This window comes from Steroidobacter cummioxidans (assembly GCF_003104955.1).
In genome coordinates, this window is sequence record NZ_LSRW01000009.1 from 180891 (window position 1) to 197752 (window position 16862).

The 16862-nt window shown below is 62.0% G+C and carries 13 protein-coding genes; 6 read left to right on the top strand and 7 right to left on the bottom strand.

The genetic code is table 11. The features are described from left to right. The first annotated feature begins 7 nt into the window (after positions 1 to 7). A complete protein-coding gene (locus D0550_RS06795; protein ID WP_206606134.1) occupies positions 8 to 2389 on the top strand; it encodes a cellulase family glycosylhydrolase in 2382 nt (793 codons plus the stop codon). 616 nt (positions 2390 to 3005) lie between these two features. On the opposite strand, the gene D0550_RS06800 is transcribed toward D0550_RS06795, so the two are convergent. Beyond that, the gene (locus D0550_RS06800; RefSeq protein ID WP_414717269.1) at positions 3006 to 6968 is read right to left on the bottom strand and encodes a DUF3683 domain-containing protein; all 3963 of its coding nucleotides are present in this window, start codon (positions 6966 to 6968) and stop codon (positions 3006 to 3008) included. A 177-nt stretch (positions 6969 to 7145) separates the two neighbouring features. Here D0550_RS06800 and D0550_RS06805 point away from each other — a divergent pair, with 177 nt between their 5' ends. The 4 genes from D0550_RS06805 (at position 7146) to D0550_RS06820 (ending at position 11729) form a co-directional block, all read left to right on the top strand. Continuing rightward, a complete protein-coding gene (locus tag D0550_RS06805; protein WP_116808353.1) occupies positions 7146 to 7838 on the top strand; it encodes a YceH family protein in 693 nt (230 codons plus the stop codon). A gap of 84 nt (positions 7839 to 7922) precedes the next feature. Continuing rightward, a complete protein-coding gene (locus D0550_RS06810) occupies positions 7923 to 9413 on the top strand; it encodes a Do family serine endopeptidase (RefSeq protein ID WP_116808354.1) in 1491 nt (496 codons plus the stop codon). Positions 9414 to 9508: 95 nt separating this feature from the next. Beyond that, positions 9509 to 10180 (top strand): response regulator, encoded by a 672-nt coding sequence (locus D0550_RS06815; RefSeq protein WP_116808355.1) that lies wholly within the window; start codon positions 9509 to 9511, stop codon positions 10178 to 10180. An 85-nt stretch (positions 10181 to 10265) separates the two neighbouring features. After that, the gene (locus D0550_RS06820) at positions 10266 to 11729 is read left to right on the top strand and encodes a sensor histidine kinase (protein ID WP_116808356.1); all 1464 of its coding nucleotides are present in this window, start codon (positions 10266 to 10268) and stop codon (positions 11727 to 11729) included. A gap of 8 nt (positions 11730 to 11737) precedes the next feature. On the opposite strand, the gene D0550_RS06825 is transcribed toward D0550_RS06820, so the two are convergent. The 5 genes from D0550_RS06825 to D0550_RS37110 all read right to left on the bottom strand — a co-directional run bounded on the left by D0550_RS06825 (position 11738) and on the right by D0550_RS37110 (position 15376). Further along, positions 11738 to 12307: a hypothetical protein gene (locus D0550_RS06825; RefSeq protein ID WP_153067073.1), complete on the bottom strand. Its 570-nt coding sequence runs from the start codon at positions 12305 to 12307 to the stop codon at positions 11738 to 11740. 154 nt (positions 12308 to 12461) lie between these two features. Continuing rightward, a complete protein-coding gene (locus D0550_RS06830; protein ID WP_116808358.1) occupies positions 12462 to 13022 on the bottom strand; it encodes a hypothetical protein in 561 nt (186 codons plus the stop codon). A gap of 406 nt (positions 13023 to 13428) precedes the next feature. Then, positions 13429 to 14481 carry a flagellar motor protein MotB gene (motB, locus tag D0550_RS06835; RefSeq protein WP_206606136.1) on the bottom strand — a complete coding sequence of 351 codons (1053 nt, stop codon included), beginning with the start codon at positions 14479 to 14481 and terminating at the stop codon, positions 13429 to 13431. A 20-nt stretch (positions 14482 to 14501) separates the two neighbouring features. Further along, a complete protein-coding gene (locus tag D0550_RS37105) occupies positions 14502 to 14948 on the bottom strand; it encodes a MotA/TolQ/ExbB proton channel family protein (RefSeq protein ID WP_414717265.1) in 447 nt (148 codons plus the stop codon). Positions 14949 to 15115: 167 nt separating this feature from the next. Then, the gene (locus D0550_RS37110; RefSeq protein WP_206606138.1) at positions 15116 to 15376 is read right to left on the bottom strand and encodes a motility-associated protein; all 261 of its coding nucleotides are present in this window, start codon (positions 15374 to 15376) and stop codon (positions 15116 to 15118) included. A gap of 181 nt (positions 15377 to 15557) precedes the next feature. Between D0550_RS37110 and D0550_RS06845 the strand changes: the two genes are divergently transcribed. Further along, positions 15558 to 16358 carry a secretin N-terminal domain-containing protein gene (locus tag D0550_RS06845; protein WP_116808359.1) on the top strand — a complete coding sequence of 267 codons (801 nt, stop codon included), beginning with the start codon at positions 15558 to 15560 and terminating at the stop codon, positions 16356 to 16358. Between the two features lie 9 nt (positions 16359 to 16367). Here D0550_RS06845 and D0550_RS06850 read toward each other — a convergent pair. Further along, a partial coding sequence (locus D0550_RS06850) for a proteasome-type protease (RefSeq protein WP_116808360.1) occupies positions 16368 to 16862 on the bottom strand: 495 nt, incomplete at its 5' end.

Consider the following 16862-nt stretch of genomic DNA (forward strand, 5'->3'; position numbering starts at 1 on the left):
TTGGCTCATGGCGTTGGCCCTTTGTTATCTGGTTACCGGATCAGGCGCGTTTGCGCAGAGCGCCGGCTGCCAGATTACTTACACAAAAAGCTGGGAAGGCGGTAACGGCTACGGCGCCGACATCGCGATCTTGAACACCGGTCCGGCGATCACCAACGGCTGGACACTCCAATTCACGTTCGCCAACGGCGAGCGCATCCAGAACGGCTGGCCCGTGACATTCTCACAGCCGGCCGGCAGCGCACAGGCCACGGTGTCCAGCAACGCGGCGTGGAACCAAAGCATCGGCAGCGGTGCGACGTTCACCATCGGTTTCAACGGCACGTTCACGACGACGAACTCGACACCGACCAACTTCAGGCTGAATGGCACTGCATGCACGGGCGGCGGCACCAGCAATACGCCGCCGACGATCAGCCTGACGAGCCCGACGAGCGGACAAACGTTTCCGGCCGGCTCGACAGTGACTCTCGCTGCGACTGCCAGCGATCCGGGCGGTGCCGTGACACGCGTTGAATTTCGCGTGGACGGCAACCTGGTGAACACCGACACGACCGCGCCCTACAGCTTCAATGTGACGGGCCTCGCTGCCGGCAGCCACACGGCGCAAGCCACTGCGTTCGACAACGGTTCGCCCTCGTTGAGCACGGCGACCGCCGCTGTGCCATTCACGATTGGCGGATCGCAGACGCTGTCGATCACCGCGACTCCCAGCACGTTGTCGCTGGCTGGCGGTTCGACTGGTACTTCCTCCATTCGCTTGAGCGCGGCACCAACAAGCTCGGTGACGGTGGCACTCACTCGATCAGGCAGCACCGCGATCACGCACTCGCCCACGAGCGTCACCCTCAACAGCTCGAACTGGAGCACTGGCGTCAATGTGACCTTCACCGCTGCTGCGGGCACAGGCACAGCAACGTCGACCTTCACGGCGGCGGCTTCGGGATACACCTCTGCGACTATCACTGCCACGCGGACGACGAGTTCCGGAGGCGCAGTGTTCCGTGTCGATCCTACCGGCCGGATCACCAAGAACGGCACAGTGTTTCCAGTCCGCTGCGGATCCTGGTTTGGTCTGGAAGGCCGGCATGAGCCTTCCGACGATCCAACCAATCCCAGTGGCGCACCGATGGAGCAATACATCGGCAACACTTTCTGGGCGAATAACAACGCGGGCACGGGGCGTACCATTCAACAGACGATGACTGAGATCAGCGGCATGGGCATCAATGTCATCCGCCTGCCGGTGGTACCGCAGACGCTCAATGCCAACGACCCGCAAGGTCGCGACCCGTACCTGAAGAATCATCAATCGGTGCGCGTAGCGAATTCCCGGCTGGCGCTGGAACAGTTCATCGTGGCAGCCGATCAGAACAACATCGAGGTCATGCTCGACGTGCACTCGTGCTCCAACTACGTCGGCTGGAGAAAGGGCCGATTGGATGCACGCCCACCTTGGGTCGATGCCACGCGCGAGAACTATGACTACAAGCGCGAGAACTATTCGTGCGCGGCTTCCGGCAATCCGAGCACAGTGACTACCACGCATCCGTACAATCAGACGCTGTGGCTGGACAACCTGCGCACGCTCGCGGGACTCGGCACGCAGCTCGGCGTCGATAACATCATCGGCATCGATATCTACAATGAGCCGCACGACTACACGTGGGCTGAGTGGAAGTCGCTGGTCGAGGCCGCTTATACGGCGATCAACGCAGTGAACCCGAACACCCTGCTGTTCGTGCAGGGCATCGGCACGGTCGCAGGCACGCAGGACGGCACGCCGAATACGACGACTCAGGTGCCGCATGGAAGCGCAGCGTCGAATCCGAACTGGGGTGAGAACCTGTACGAAGCGAACAGCAATCCGATCAACATTCCCAAAGAACGACTGGTGTTCTCACCGCACACGTATGGTCCGTCGGTGTTCGTGCAACGGATGTTCATGGATCCGGCACAACCGCAGTGTGCTGGATTGGAAGGCGATGCGGCTGGCGATGCCAACTGCAACATCGTGATCAATTCGACGCAGCTGGCGGCTGGATGGGAAGAACACTTCGGTTATCTGAAGCAACTCGGCTACGGAATCGTGGTGGGCGAATTCGGCGGCAACCTGGATTGGCCGCTGGGCCAGGCCAGCATTCGCGATCGAGATCGCTGGAGTCACATCACCCCGGGCGTCGATGGGCAGTGGCAGAACGCATTCGTCGACTATCTCGTGAGCAAGAATATCGAGGGGTGTTATTGGTCGATCAACCCGGAGTCGGGCGATACGGCTGGCTGGTATGGCCATGCATATGACCCGGTGTCGAATGAGGCTGGGTGGGGAGAGTGGCGAACCTTCGATCAGCGGAAGACGAATCTGCTGAATCGGCTTTGGGGTCGCTAAGAGGTTAGAGGGGCAAGAGTCGGCGCCAAGAGGTGTCGGCTCTTGCTTCCTTCCTTTAGGCGGAGAGGCGCCAGTGCGGCACGACGCCGAGGCGGGGTACCTCCTTCCGGCACCGTGCTCCCCTACTGCCTCGCTATCGCGAGGCCCGTTGGTCCCATCCCTGGGCGCACTGCCCCGACAAGGTCCCTCTTGTTCGAGGCTGCCGGAAGGAGGTACCCCGCCTCGACGTCGTGCTGAAAGGTTCGGTGCAGGCTTGGCGTATTCAACGTTTGCGGTAATTTGAAAGTGGAGACTGGCTTTGGCCAGTCTCCATTGGGCGGATGAATGCAGCACTCGCATCGGCGTGCTGCCCCTCAACGGTTACATCACACCTGTCGGCGCGTCGCCGGGGTGGGGTACCTTCTCCCGGCAGCTTTTCGGCACATGGATGGGGCCGAAACAGCAGGGCTCATCATGGACGTGCGGTGTAGGAGCGCTGGCGCTCCGGCCGTGCCCGGTGCCGGGAAGAGGTACCCCACCTCGGCGGCGCGCGGGAACCGACGCCTCTTCTCTTAAGCCTTAAGAGCCTCAAGCAGCGAGGGACGGGCGACAGCCCAGTCCCGGCCGCAACCAACCATCAAACGAGAACGCGTTCGATACCGCCGGCATTCGCCTTCTGCACATACTCCGGCAACCAGTTCTCACCGAGCACATGCTTCGCGATCTCGACGACGATGTAATCGGCATCGATATCCGCGTCATCGTTGTAACGCTTCAGACCCTGCATACACGACGGGCATGACGTCAATATCTTCACGTCACCTTTGAACCCATCCGCGCGCAGTTTCTCCGCGCCCTTCTTCATCTCGATTTCCTTGCGGAATCGAACCTGCGTCGCCACGTCCGGGCGCGTCACAGCGAACGTGCCGGACTCGCCGCAGCAGCGGTCGTTCTTCTCGACCTTGCCGTTCACCTGATCGTTGATCAGCGTGTTCACGACCTTCAGCGGGTCGTAGCTCTTCATCGGCGTATGACACGGATCGTGATACATGTAACGCACGCCCGTCACGCCCTCGAGCTTCACGTTGCGCTCCATCAGGAACTCGTGAATGTCGATGATGCGGCAGCCCGGGAAGATCTCGTCGAATTTGTAGCCCTGCAGCTGATCGAAACAGGTGCCGCAGCTGACCACCACCGTCTTGATGTCGAGGTAGTTCAGCGTGTTCGCGACGCGATGGAACAGCACCCGATTGTCCGTGATGATCTGCTCGGCCTTGTCGAACTGACCCGAGCCCCGCTGCGGATAGCCGCAGCACAGATAACCCGGCGGCAGCACCGTTTGCACGCCGACCTTCCACAGCATCGCCTGCGTCGCCAGGCCCACCTGCGAGAACAAACGTTCCGAGCCGCAGCCTGGGAAGTAGAACACCGCCTCCGAGTCGCTCGTCGTGTTGGCCGGATCGCGAATGATGGGCACGTAGTTCCGATCTTCGATATCCAACAACGCGCGCGCCGTTTTCTTCGGCAGCCCGCCCGGCATCTTCTTGTTGACGAAGTGGATGACCTGCTCGCGCAACGGCGGCTTGCCAGTCGTCGCGGGCGGATGCGCCGTTTGCGCATTGGCCACGACTTTCAGCGCGCGATTCGCCATGCGCTGTGCTTTGAAGCCCCACTCCAGCATCGCCGTGCGCGCGACCTTGATGGTCTGCGGGTTGGTCGCGTTCAAGAAGAACATCGACGCGGCAGTGCCAGGATTGAAGCGCTTCTTGCCCATCCGGCGCAGCAGATCGCGCATCGCCATCGACACATCGCCGAAGTCGATGTTCACCGGGCACGGCTTCTCACACTTGTGACAGACCGTGCAGTGATCGGCAACGTCGGAGAATTCGTCCCAGTGACGCAGCGACACGCCACGACGCGTCTGCTCCTCGTAAAGGAACGCTTCGATGAGCAGCGACGTCGCGAGAATCTTGTTACGTGGCGAATACAGCAGGTTCGCACGCGGCACATGGGTCGCGCACACCGGCTTGCACTTGCCACAACGCAAGCAGTCCTTGATCGCGTCCGAGATCGAGTTGATGTCGGACTGCTGCATGATCAGGGACTCGTGTCCCATCAGGTTGAAGCTGGGCGTGTACGCGTTGCGCAGATCGCCGCCCGGCATCAGCTTGCCCTTGTTGAAGCGGCCGTCCGGATCGACTCGATCTTTGTAGCGGCGGAACTCCTCGGTCTCCGCGTCGGTCAGGAACTCGAGCTTGGTGATGCCGATGCCGTGCTCGCCCGAGATCACGCCATTCAGCCCGCGAGCGATCTGCATGATGCGTTCGACGGCGCGATTCGCCGTTTGGAGCATCTCGTAGTCGTCCGAGTTCACCGGGATGTTCGTGTGCACGTTGCCGTCGCCGGCATGCATATGCAGCGCGACCCACACGCGACCACGCAGTACGCGCTTATGAATGACCTCGACCGCTTCGAGGATGGGCAGACACGCGCCACCCACGAACAAGCGACGCAGATGCGCGCGCACTTCCGTTTTCCACGACGTGCGCAGCGAGCGATCCTGCACGAGGTCGAACACGCGAACGTTTGGCTCGCGCTCGACGCGTCGCTCGAAGTCGCCACGCAGCGGCGCGAAGCCGAGCGTCGCCAGCTGGGACAGCGCTTCGCTGACCGGGGTATCCAGGTTTTCGGCGAGATAGGTCCACCGCGCGAGCGTATCGGCAATCACCTGCTGCGCCTGAATCTGCCGATCGCCGAGCAACTCGGCACGCGACACGCCAGCGAGATCGGGATCGTCGACCTTGCCCAACGGCAGCTCGGTTTCGAAGAAGTCCCGCAGCTCGCGGAGCATCTTGATCTTGTTGGCGAACGACAGCTCGATGTTGATGCGCTCGATGGCATCGGTGTAGTCGCCCATGCGATCCAGCGGAATCACCACGTCTTCGTTGATCTTGAAGGCGTTGGTGTGTTTCGCGATGGCGGCCGTGCGCGAGCGGTCCAGCCAGAACTTCTTGCGCGCATCGGGATTGACGGCGACGAAGCCTTCGCCCGCGCGGCTGTTGGAGATACGCACGACTTCGGAAGTCGCACGTGCCACCGCATCTTCGTTGTCACCGACGATGTCACCGAGCAGCACCATCTTCGGCAGAGCGCCGCGCTTGGACTTGGTCGCATAGCCGACCGCGCGCAGATAGCGCTCGTCCAGATGTTCCAAGCCCGCGAGCTGCACGCCGGTAGTGCGCGCCTCGTTGTCGAGGAAGGTTTTGATCTCGACGATGGACGGAATCGCGTGACGCGCGTGACCGAAAAACTCCAGACACACGGTGCGCGTGTGCTTCGGCATGCGATGCAGGATCCAGCGAGCCGACGTGATCACGCCGTCGCACCCTTCCTTCTGCACGCCCGGCAAGCCACCCAGGAATTTGTCGGTGACGTCCTTGCCCAGACCTTCCTTGCGGAACTTGCGACCTTCGATATCGACGCGCGCCGAACGCAGCACTCGCGCACGCTCGGGATTGTCGCGGCCGTCCTTCCAGGTCAATTCGAACTTGGCGACTTCGACGTCGTGAATCTTGCCGCAGTTGTGCTCGAGGCGGGTGACTTCGAGCCAGTTGCCATCGGGATCGACCATCCGCCACCAGATGAGATTGTCGACCGCCGTGCCCCACAGCACCGCTTTCTTGCCGCCGGCATTCATCGCGACGTTGCCGCCGATGCACGAGGCATCCGCGGACGTCGGATCGACCGCAAACACCAGGCCCGCACGCTCGGCCGCATCGGAGACGCGACGAGTGACGACGCCGGCGCCGCTGAAAATCGTCGCCACTTTCGCATCCGGCGTGCTCGCACCGGGAATGTCGATGGTTTCGATGGAATCCAGCTGCTCCAGCTTCTCGGTGTTGATCACCGCCGACAGCGGCGTGAGCGGGATCGCGCCACCGGTGTAGCCAGTGCCGCCGCCGCGCGGAATGATCGTGAGGCCAAGCTCGATACAATCGCGTACCAGCGCGGGGATCTCCGCCTCGGTGTCCGGCGCCAGCACGAGGAATGGATATTCGATGCGCCAGTCGGTCGCGTCCGTCACATGCGAGACCCGAGCGAACGCATCGAAACGAATGTTGTCGTCGCGCGTGTGACGCTCGAGCAAACGACGTGCGCGCTTGCGAAGTTGCACCAGCCGTTCGAAATCGTTGGCGAACGACTCAACGGCGCGACGGGCCGCTCGCAGCAGCTCGCCGACTTTACGATCGCGCTCCGGATCGGAGATATCGCGACGCCGCTCGACCTCGCTGAGCCGGTGATGCAAGGCGTCGATCAGCAGGCTGCGACGCTTGGGGTTGTCGACCAGGTCGTCCTGCAGATAGGGATTACGTTGCACGACCCAGATGTCGCCGAGCACTTCGTACAGCATGCGCGCCGAACGCCCGGTACGACGCTCGCCGCGCAGTTCGTCCAAAGTGGTCCACAACGGCTCGCCCAACAGCCGGATCACGATTTCGCGATCCGAGAACGAGGTGTAGTTGTAAGGGATTTCGCGCAGACGCGCAGCCGGGCCCGCAACGGCGGTGTCCGGCTCCGTAGAAGCAAGCGGCAGGGACAGGTTGCGCAAGATAGTAAGGCTAGGAGCCAATGCGAGGTATGGACGGTAATTGTACGCGGTTACCGTCCGGTCTAAGAAGGCAGCACGTCCGACAATGGCGCCGGAGCGGCCCTCGATCCTGGCAATCCTTTATATTCCCCAAACCAAACTGCATAAGCGCACGCTCCGAGCATCGTCATGAATACCCATCTGACCGCCCTGGAAGCCCGACTGATCGGCAGCCTGATCGAGAAGGCCCTGACCACACCGGACCAATATCCGCTGTCGCTGAATGCTTTGACCAACGCCTGCAATCAGAAAAGCAATCGCGATCCGGTGCTGAGCCTGGACGAGCGCACCGTGCAGGAGAGTGTCGACGGGCTGGTGAAGAAGCACCTGGTGCTGGAAAAATCGGGCTTTGGCAGCCGCGTGCCCAAGTATCAGCACCGCTTCTGCAACACCGGTTTCGGCTCGCTCGAATTCACGCCCGTGCAGACAGCGATCATTTGTGAGCTGCTCCTGCGCGGGCCACAGACTCCTGGCGAGCTACGCACCCGCGTGCCGCGCATGGCAGAAGTGCCCGATGGCGCCGGGATCGAGTCGGCGCTCGAGGACCTTGCCACGCGCCCCGATGGTCCCTTTGTCAAGCAGCTGCCGCGCGAGCCGGGGCGCCGCGATTCGCGCTATGCGCATTTATTCAGTGGTGAGGAGACCATCCCGCTCACCCCGACCGAAGCCAGGCTCGACGCGGAGGGCGGAGCTGAACCCCACCCAAACGCCGCCGCCGACTCCCGCAGCTCCCTGCAAGCGCGCGTCGCCACGCTGGAAGAGCAGGTCGCTGCCCTACGCCAGGACTTGGAAGAACTACGCGGTAGCATTAAGTCCTCGTAATAGAGCGACTTCCACGCAAACTTTGCGTGCGATAGGGCGTCTTACTGGCATTGCATTGGAAACCCATAGTGGGAGGAGCCATCCATGCTTGTCAGACAGAATCAAGCGCCCTTCAATCGAGCTCGCGCGACCGTGGTCTCGGCAGCCACGGTGCTGGGTATCGCGCTGGCAGGCTGCTCCGGCAGCTTTGCCGATAACAACCCAGCCACCCAGGTCGCTGCCGCCAACGCGCCCGCCGTTGCCACGGCGTCGCCGCGCACTACCGCCGCCGCCCTGCCCGATTTCGCTTCCTTGGTCGAACAGTATGGTGGCGCCGTGGTGAACGTCGCCGTGGTCGGCAAGTCGCAGCCCACGTCCGATATCCCGGGCATGTCGCCCAACGATCCGTTCTCCGATTTCTTCCGTCGCTTCGGTCAACCCATGCCCCGCAATCAGCAGCCGGCGCGCGGTGAGGGCTCGGGCTTCATCGTCAGCTCGGATGGCGTCATTCTGACCAACGCACACGTGGTCGCCGATGCCGACGAAGTCACGGTGAAGACCACGGACCGGCGCGAATACACAGCGAAGGTCGTCGGTGTCGATGAAGCCACCGACGTTGCCGTGTTGAAGATCAACGCCAAGAATCTGCCGACCGTGAAGATCGGCGATCCTGCCAAGCTGCGGCCCGGTGAGTGGGTGATCGCCATCGGCTCGCCGTTCGGCTTCGAGAACAGCGTCACGGCCGGCATCGTCAGCGCCACCTCGCGCCCCATGCCTGGCAGCAACTATGCGCCGTTCATTCAGACCGACGTGCCCGTGAACCCGGGCAATTCCGGCGGCCCGCTGTTCAACATGAATGGCGAAGTGGTCGGCATCAACTCGCAGATCTACAGCCGCAACGGCGGTTACATGGGTCTGTCGTTCGCGATTCCGATCGATGTCGCCAGCAACGTGCAGCAGCAGCTGGTGTCGACCGGTAAGGTCACACGCAGCCGCATCGGCGTGTCGATCCAGGACGTGAATGCGCAGCTGGCCGAGTCGTTCGGCCTGGACCGCCCGAAGGGTGCGCTGGTCGGCATGGTCGAAGACGACGGTCCGGGCGCGAAGGCCGGCATCAAGGCCGGCGACGTGATCCTCAAGGTCGACGGCACCGAGATCGAGCAGTCCTCGCAATTGCCGGGCCTGATCGCCGGCAAGAAGCCTGGCAGCACCGTCAACCTCGACGTCTGGCGCGATGGCAGCATCAAGCGCCTGAGCGCGAAGCCGGTCGAGATCGCCGAGAAAGGCACCAAGGTCGCCAATCGCGACAGCGCGCAATCCGACGAGACTGCCAAGCTCGGCCTGGTGGTACGCCCGCTGCAGAAGCAGGAAAAGCAGCAGGTCGAGACCAACGGCGATCTGGTGGTCGAAAACTCGGATGGCCCGGCGGCTGCCGCCGGCGTGCAGCGGGGCGACATCATCCTCGGCGTCAACGGCAAGCCGGTGAAGTCGGTGGAAGAGCTGAAGACCGCCGCACGCAATACCAAGGGCAAGGTCGTGGCGTTGCTGATCGAACGAGACAGCGCGCAGATCTTCGTGCCGGTGCGGATCGGCTAACGTTTGAATGCTGACCGGCGATGGCGGACACTTCCCCTCGTGTTCCTCGGCAATCCCCCTTGCCGTCGCCGGTCAGCTCAACGTTCACGCACCGCATGAAACTACTGCTCATCGAAGACGATCTGCAGGCCGCCGAATACCTGATCAAAAGCCTGCGCGACATTGGCTACAGCGTCGATCACAGCCCGGACGGGCGTGACGGCCTGGAGAAGGCGACGCAACGTCATTACGACGTGATCATCGCCGACCGCCAGCTGCCACACGTCGACGGACTGACCATCATCACCACCCTGCGCGAGCGCAACGATCGCACCCCGGTGCTGATCCTGTCCGCGCTTGGCACGGTCGACGACCGCGTGCATGGCCTGAAAGCCGGCGGCGACGACTACCTCACCAAACCGTTCGCATTCGCCGAGCTGCTCGCGCGCATTGAGGCATTGAGCCGCCGCGGGACCGCCTTGGCAGAATCGAGCCGCCTCAAAGTCGCCGACCTGGAGCTGGACCTGCTGGCCCGCAAAGTGACGCGCGCCGGCCAGAACATCGACCTCACCACCAAGGAATTCCAGCTGCTGGAGTTCCTGATGCGCCGGCCCAGCCAGGTGGTCACGCGCACCATGCTGCTCGAGGGCGTATGGAACCTGCACTTCGATCCGCAGACCAATATCACTGACGTGCACATGAGCCGCCTGCGCAATGCCGTCGACAAAGGCTTCGCCCGGCCGTTGATCCATACGGTGCGCGGCGCGGGCTATGTTCTGAAGGAGTAGCCGGTTTCGACAGTGCTGGCGGGCGGCGACGGGAGACGTCGTACAATGGCCGCCACTTCAACGGTTCTTCGGAAGCAGCTAACGCATGACCGACGCCGGCCATCCGGATGCCGCCGGGCCGACCTCGCGCCCGCGACCGCGCATGCGACTGTCCACGTCGCGGCTCGCCACGCTGTTCATCGTGATCTTCGCCGTCGGCGTCACGCTGGTGCTGACCGCCGTGTACTTCCTGACCGCGCGCGTGCTCGACAACGAAGTCGATGTCGTCATCAACTCCGAGGTCAACAATCTCGTCGATGACTATTCGCGCGGCGGCCTGCTGCAACTCGTGGCGACGCTGCATCGTCGCTCCGATGGCTGGGGTCGTTCCGGCGCGGTGTATCTATTGGTCGAGAACAACGGCTTCCCCATCGCCGGCAATCTTGCGCGCTGGCCGCAGGTCGTCAGTCGCTACAACGATTGGGTGGAGTTCGAGATCGATGCCAGCGACGCAGGCGGCGCAGTCGCCCATCCGGTGCGCGCACAAATCATTCGTTTGCCCGGCAATCGCTGGCTGCTCGTCGGCACGGACATTCTCGATCGCAGTCGCCTCGCCTCTCGCTTGCGGACCGCAATGTTCTGGGGCGTCGGCGCGAGTGTGCTGCTCGCCACGTTGTTTGGCTTGAGTTACAGCCGCCGCATCCGCCGGCGCGTCAAAGCGGTCGCGGCAACCTGCGAATCCATCATGGCCGGCAACTTGTCACAACGCCTGCCGGTCGAGCCCGCGCACGATGAGTTCGATGCGCTCGCGACCGCCGTGAATCGCATGCTCGAAACCATCGAGCAACAGACCGAGACTCTACGCACGACTTTCGACAGCGCCGCTCACGATTTGCGCGCGCCCTTGTATCGAGCGCGCGTTCGTATCGAAGAGTCGCTGCAACATGAAGGTCTCACCGAAGGCGTTCGCGAGACCATGGACGCAACACTCGCTGAGCTCGATCGCGTGCAGCGAACTTTGGGCACGCTGCTGCAAATCGCCCAAACCGACGGCCGCGGCCGCGACGTACCCACCGAGGACGTCGACGTCGCCGCACTCGCTCAGGAACTGGTCGAGTTGTATCAACCCGAAGCCGGCAATAGAAACATCAACCTGGATTATCAGGGCGACGCGTCTGCCTCCGTGCACGGCAATCGCCAGCTGCTCGCGCAGGCGATGGTCAATCTGCTGGAGAACGCCATCAAATACGTGCCGGAAGGCGGCAAGGTCCAGGCCAGCGTCCGTGCCTTCGGCGACTCACTGACCCTGTCCGTCGCCGACAACGGCCCTGGCATCCCCGAAGCCGACCGCGCCCGCATCCTGCAACCCTTCGTACGCTTGGAGCGCGACCGCGATCAAGTAGGCAGCGGCCTCGGCCTGAGCCTCGTCGCCGCGGTAATGCGCCTGCATCGAGCGACGATCGAGTTGCTCGACAATCATCCAGGGTTGTTGGTGCGGTGTGTGCTGCCGGTACGCAAACAGCTCTCGGCCGACTATGCCAGCGATGCGGATGCCGGCTCTCGTGCATAAAGCTGCAATTACAGCTTTTCCATTGCCTCGACATAGAACAGTTCGCACGCGCCATTGCCGGTGTCGGTGCGACTGAGCGAGCTGCGCCAGGTGAAGTTGTTCGGGCCGAGCACGCTGACCAACTGACCGCGCAGCCGCACGATGCTGCCCGGCTTCACCCGCTTCAGACGGTCCTTGAGAGTGCCGTCGGCGGGAATCAAATGCATGTTGGAAGCATTGCGCATGGCCGTCTGCAGATCGATGGCCTGCTCGTCGGGATAAATCGTAAAGAAACGCGCGCCCTGACTGATGCGAAAGTGAGATAGCACAGCGCTGTCGGACATAGGCCCCCAGCCGAGCGCAAAATCGATGGGCGAGACGCGCGCGCCGCCATCCATGCTGTACTTCTCGACCGACAACACGCGCGCTTCGAGTTCGAAGTCCGCCAGCGGCGTCAGCTCATATTCGCCGTGAGCAAACGGCGCCCGCTGCACCAAACGCTGTGTTGGCTCATCCGGTGCCAACACCCCAGGCGGATGATCGATGGCACGGCCTTCCACCAGCGCGGCCACACCCGCACCGAGGGCACCCAATGCCACCAGGATTCGCCAATGAGAAAACATGGTGCACAGAGTACTGAGCGGCCGCCGGCCGCAGCAGTGCGCGGATCACATCAAGGCTGGCAATGAAGCAACATTCGACGATGCTATGTGATCCATACACGGGTCACTGCCCCTCAGCAAAGGGACGGCGTCAAGCAGACATCCCCACTTCCATCGGACTCTGCTCCCGAAGCAAACGCTTCAGGTCAGTCTCCGGGACGGTCAGCGAGTCCTTGACCTTGTTGCGAAGTGCTCTGTAGCCGACAAAGAGCAATGCCGGTAACACCAGCCAGATCAGCACCGGCCCACTGTTCACGACAAGAGCCTTGGTAGCTATCCGAAATTGTTCGCCCCTTATCGCAAGAATTTCTGGCAAAGCACAGTCGTCGAGAATTCGCGATCGCTCCACGACGCGCCGTTTGAGTTCGGCATCCCGCTCTATTTCCGCCGAGATCGCGCTGACTGTCGCCAGATCAAACCTGAACAGAAGACTGATGAGCGAGTTGATCGAGTCTTGCAGCTCATAAAAATGCAGCTCCGCGAACTCCACCCCATTGCCCGCACCTGAGCTGTCGATCTTCAGGAGCCTGACCTCGTCTCTTAGTTTGAAAAGCTCGAAGCGCAATTCGAGCCGCAGCGACGGCGCAATGATCGACTCATATACAAATTGAAGGATGGCAACAGCGACCAGGATGACGATGCAGTAGTACATCACTACCTCCTACTCGACTTCACTCTCTGCGCACCAAGGCTCTTCGTCTGCAGACTATTTTTCTCAGCAGCAACCCGATCCAACTCCGCTGAAATCACGCGCCTTTGGTACTTGGCGTGAAAGGCGTTCGCCCACGCACTTGATGTCGACTGATTTGCAGATTGTGGACGCCTGTTGTCCATAGCGAGGTGCCATCAGACCCGGATGACGATGACCTGGCGTTGGACTGTACGTCTTCGCAGCTGTAACCCCACCCTGAATTTTAAATTTAGCGCCGATTTGCCGCTTGGCAGCAAACATTAGAGCGATTTGCGGCGCAGAGGTGAGCCTGACGGAGCCGCGCTGTGCTTCGACGCGGAGATGTCGCAGCGGCGTTCGCCACGCGCCCCGCGGTGTTTATAGGACCTTACTGCCCCACCATCGCCGCAATCGGGGCAGCAACAGCAGCCGTGACAGGCACAGCACCGCCGCCAGCGGTGGGAGAGCTGGCGCCAGACCCACCATTGCCAGTCTCGGCAACCGGAGCCGAACCCGCTTCGGTCGCGCCCGGAGGCTGCACGCTGAGCAACGTGCCGTTCTCATGCATGATGGCTTCTTCCGTGCGACGGTTCATCACGATGATGCTGATACGTCGATTCACCGGACTATCGGGCACCGCAGTGTCGAGCAGCACGCTCGAAGCGAGGCCCACGACGCGGCCCACTTTCTCCGGCGGCAAGCCACCCGTGAGTAACGCGCGACGAGCCGCGTTGGCGCGGTCCGCTGACAACTCCCAGTTGCTGTAGTTGATAGCGACGTAAGGTTTGATATCGGTGTGACCGCTGATGCTGATGCGGTTCGGCACGTTGTTGATGATGTTCGCCAGCTCGTAAAGGATCTTGCTGCTGTAGTCCTCCAGCTTGGCGCTGCCGAGCGGGAACATCGAGCGCCGATCGTGATCGACGATCTGAATGCGCACGCCTTCGGGCGTGATGTCCAGCAGGATCTGATCCTTGAACTTCGCCAGCGCCTCGCGGGCGTCGATGGCTTCCTTCAATTCTTTCATCAGCGCGTTCAAGCGTTCCTGATCGATCTGTTCGGCGCGCTTCTCCGCCTCGTCGTCGTTGACGACCTGCGCCGGCGGTGCATCCTCATTGTTGCTGGTGGTGTGCAGCTCCATGCCGCCGCCCAGCTGAATCATGCTGGTGCTGGCGCCGCCCGGGCCTTGAGTGGCAGTCGGCGAGGGCAGCGGGCTCGTGCCCGGCACCGCCGAAGGATTGTTGAAATATTCCGAGATCGCGCCCTTCTGCTGCTGAGTGGTGGAGCCCATCAGCCACATGAGCAGGAAGAACGCCATCATCGCGGTGGCGAAGTCGGCGAAGGCCACTTTCCAGGAGCCGCCATGATGACCATGGCCGCGCTTCTTGACCTTCTTGATGATGATCGGCGCGAGTGCCTCGCCGTCCTTACTCTTGGCCATGACGCGGGTCCGCTGTGGCCTCAGGCTTTCTTGCCGCGCAGCTGGGCTTCGAGATCCTTGAAGCTCGGACGCAGCTCCGCCGGCGTCGATTTGCGACCGAACTCGATCGCGACCTGCGGCGGATGACCCTGCAGGAATCCCATGATGCAGGTCTTGATGGTGGTGTAGAACGCCGTCTCGTCGCGGGCACGCCGCTCCATGGCCGAGCTCATCGGGCCGAGCAGACCGTAGGCGAGCAGGATGCCGAGGAAGGTACCGACCAGCGCGGCCGCGACCTTGATGCCGATTTCTTCCGGCGGACCGCCCAGTGAGCCCATCGTATTTACGATACCGAGCACCGCGGCCACGATGCCGAAGCCGGGCAGCGAGTCGGACACTTTGTTGAGCGCCTGTGCCGGCTCTTCGCCGCCGTGATGATGCGTTTCGATTTCCAGATCCATCAGCGCCTCGAGCTGATGCTGGTCCATGTCGCCGCTGATGATAAGGCGCAGATAATCCTGAATGAATTCGACGGCGTGCTGATCGGCGAGGATCAGCGGACGTTTCTTGAACAGGTCGCTCTTTGGCCGGATCTTTCGAATTGACGCGCTCCAGGCCCAATCATGCCTTTCTCTTGCGCGCGATCGACAGCAGCTCATACATCACCGAGAACAGCGCGAGGTAATGATCCCTCTTGTATCGCGCGCCTTTCATCATTCAGGCCGCCGATGCCGGCCGCCACCCGCTTTGGTGACGCTTGAAATTGGATTTTGGCGATGATCAGTGCGCCGATTGCGGCACCGCCGATGATCAACAGCTCGGAGGGCTGCCACAGCGCGGCCAATTGACCGCCATGGACGGCAAAGCCGCCCAGCACGCAGCCAAACACCACCACGATGCCAAGGATCAGGTTCATTTATTGTTCCGGGAGACGATCAGCACGCGGTTCAAGGACCGCACAGCTACTGATTCGGCATAATCGGCGCAGGCTTGAGTAACCCGGCCTGCAACAATCCCGCGGGTTGCCCGTAGGAGATTGCCTGAACCGGTTGCCAAGTCATCGCAATACAGGGACTTAGTGCGTTCCACGAGGCTTCATGAATATTCAGTTTCGCCGCTTGCTGAGAGGGTTCTGGTTGGGCGTCGGCGCCTGTCTGCTGACGGCGGTGGCCTGGGCGCAGTCGCTGACTGTCATCGATTTGCAGTACCGCCGCGCCGAGGACCTGATCCCGGTGCTGCAACCCCTGCTCGAACAGGGCGGCGCGCTGACCGGGCAGGATTACAAGCTGTTTGTCCGTACCAGCAGCAGTAATCTCGCGCAGCTGCGCTCGGCAGTGGCGCAGTTGGACAAACAACAGCGACAGATGTTGGTTTCTGTGCGCCGGAGCACAGCGTTGGACATTCAACAGGAGCAGGCATCCGCGTCGGGCACGCTGAGCACTCGCGATGGCGTGTCGGGTACGGTGCGCGCCGGCGAGCGCAACGTGCAGACAAAGGACTCGAGCGTCTCCAGTGTCCAGGTGCTGGAAGGCAACGCTGCATTCATTGCTACAGGCACGAGCGTGCCCATTGTGACGGCCGTCGCAGTCGGCGGCGGCAAGCGACCGTTCGTCGCAGGTGCGGTCGAGCATCGCAATCTGCAACGCGGCTTCATGGTCACGCCGCGGGTGAATGGCGATCAGGTCATATTGGAGATTGCCCAGCAGGATGAGCGCGTCACCGGCGGCGGCATTCAATCGCAGTCATTGAATACCCAGGTGATTGGCCGACTGGGATCGTGGATCCAGCTCGGCGGCGTAAGTGAGTCCTCCAGCAGCACCAGCAGCGGCATTCTCAGCCGCAGCTACAGCACCGGCGGCAATGAGCTGTCGGTATGGGTGAAAGTCGACCCGCAATGATTGTCGAGATCAGCTGCGACGCACCCACTCCGGATCCGGAATTTCGTGAAATGCATGGCGCAGGCTTTCGCTCCAGCGCGTGCGGATCATTCGGAAGTACGCATGGTCTTCGTCGATGTTGACGTGACTGTGGATCTTCAGCTCATCCCGCTTGATCGACAGCAGGTCCAGCGGCACGCCCACCGACAGATTGGAGCGGATGGTCGAGTCCATCGAAATGAGTGCGCATTTCGCGCCCTGCGCCAGACTGGTGCTGCGTGAGATGACTCGATCCAGGATCGGCTTGCCGTATTTCGATTCGCCGATCTGGAAGTATGGCGTCTCCGCCGTCGCCTCGATGAAATTGCCGGCCGCGTAGATACAAAACAGCCGCGGCTCTTCGGTTCCGATCTGGCCGCCAAAGATCAGCGACGCATTGAACTCGATGTGATGATCCTTGAGCGCTTCGGCGTCGCGCTTGTGGATCTCACGCAGCGCCTCGCCGACCGCGAGCGCGGCCTCGAA